Source organism: Planomonospora algeriensis (genome assembly GCF_977012225.1).
The window spans coordinates 1-1,087 of record NZ_CDRNDK010000915.1; the positions used below are offsets into that span (position 1 = coordinate 1).

General features: G+C 72.9%; 2 protein-coding genes. Both read right to left on the reverse strand.

Annotated elements, in window-relative coordinates:
- Positions 1–9: 9 nt before the first annotated feature.
- The gene (locus ACWJ6R_RS36865; protein ID WP_449066631.1) at positions 10–441 is read right to left on the reverse strand and encodes a hypothetical protein; all 432 of its coding nucleotides are present in this window, start codon (positions 439–441) and stop codon (positions 10–12) included.
- Between the two features lie 130 nt (positions 442–571).
- The gene (locus ACWJ6R_RS36870) at positions 572–964 is read right to left on the reverse strand and encodes a hypothetical protein (protein ID WP_449066632.1); all 393 of its coding nucleotides are present in this window, start codon (positions 962–964) and stop codon (positions 572–574) included.
- Between the last annotated feature and the right edge of the window lie 123 nt (positions 965–1,087).

Below are 1,087 nucleotides of genomic sequence, written 5' to 3' on the forward strand. Positions count from 1 at the left end.
CCCGAGGGGTCAGGTTTCGCTGGGGAGCGAGATGGTGATGACCTCCTCGCCGTCCTCGATGGACACGGAGACGATCAGCGTGGCCGGGTACGCCTTGCGGATGCGCCGCTCACGGGGGATCCGCACCAGGTGGATGGGAACACGGCGGTGGGTGCGCGGCGTCTCCGTGAGTGCCGCATTGGCCAAGGACAGCACGTACCACAGGCGGCCGGTCTCGCTCTGCGCGATGCCCTTGCGCTCCTTGTCGGCGTAGCTCCAGGCCACGCAGTCTTCCCATGCGGCCCGGGTGAACGCGACCGGGGACCATAGGCCCGCCTCCTGGGCCAGGTCGTCGAATGCCTCGATCAGGTCGCCGGAGGCGATGCGGCCGGCGCGGGTCTGGGCATCCACGGGCGGTTTCGAGTCGTTGGTGTCGTTGGGTTGGATCGTCGGCTCGGTCACGGGGGTCTTTCCTTCCGTGTCGGGTTCTTGCAGGAGGGCGGGTGCTCGAGCGGCGGAGCCGTGCAGGGGGCGGCCCGGCCGCTCGAGCACGGGGGCGGCTACTCGCCGGGCAGCACCTCGCCGGGCAGGGTCACGGCGACGAGCGGGAAGCGCTGGGCCTCGAGCCATGTGCGCTTGGTGGCGTCGGTACGGACGTGCGCGACGAGCCGCGTCTTACGGCGCAGGCGGGCGCGGCCGCGCGGGGCACGCGGTGAAGCGTCACATCGGCCGCCCACAGGCGCGGCAGGGGGCCGCGGAGCGCGGAGCGGGTCATCGCGCCGATGGCGTCGACGCGGTTGTCCTCGCTTTCGCGGGTGCCCTTGCGGCGGTTGTCGGTGTCGTCCCACGCGGCGCTGTCGGCCCACGCGGCGGGGGAGATGTAGGGGCCGGCGATCTCGCCGTCGCGGGTCATGGCGGGCGGGGCCTGCCGGTATCCGGCCGCGAGGAGGGCGGCGGGGTCGATGGCGGGGCGGGTGTCGCACATCAGGAGGGGTCTCCTCGAGGAGGTAGGGGAAGGTGCTCGCGGGGTGGGCCGCACGCCGTACGGCCCGCCCCGAGGGGTCAGGTTTCGCTGGGGAGCGAGATGGTGATGACCTCCTCGCCGTCC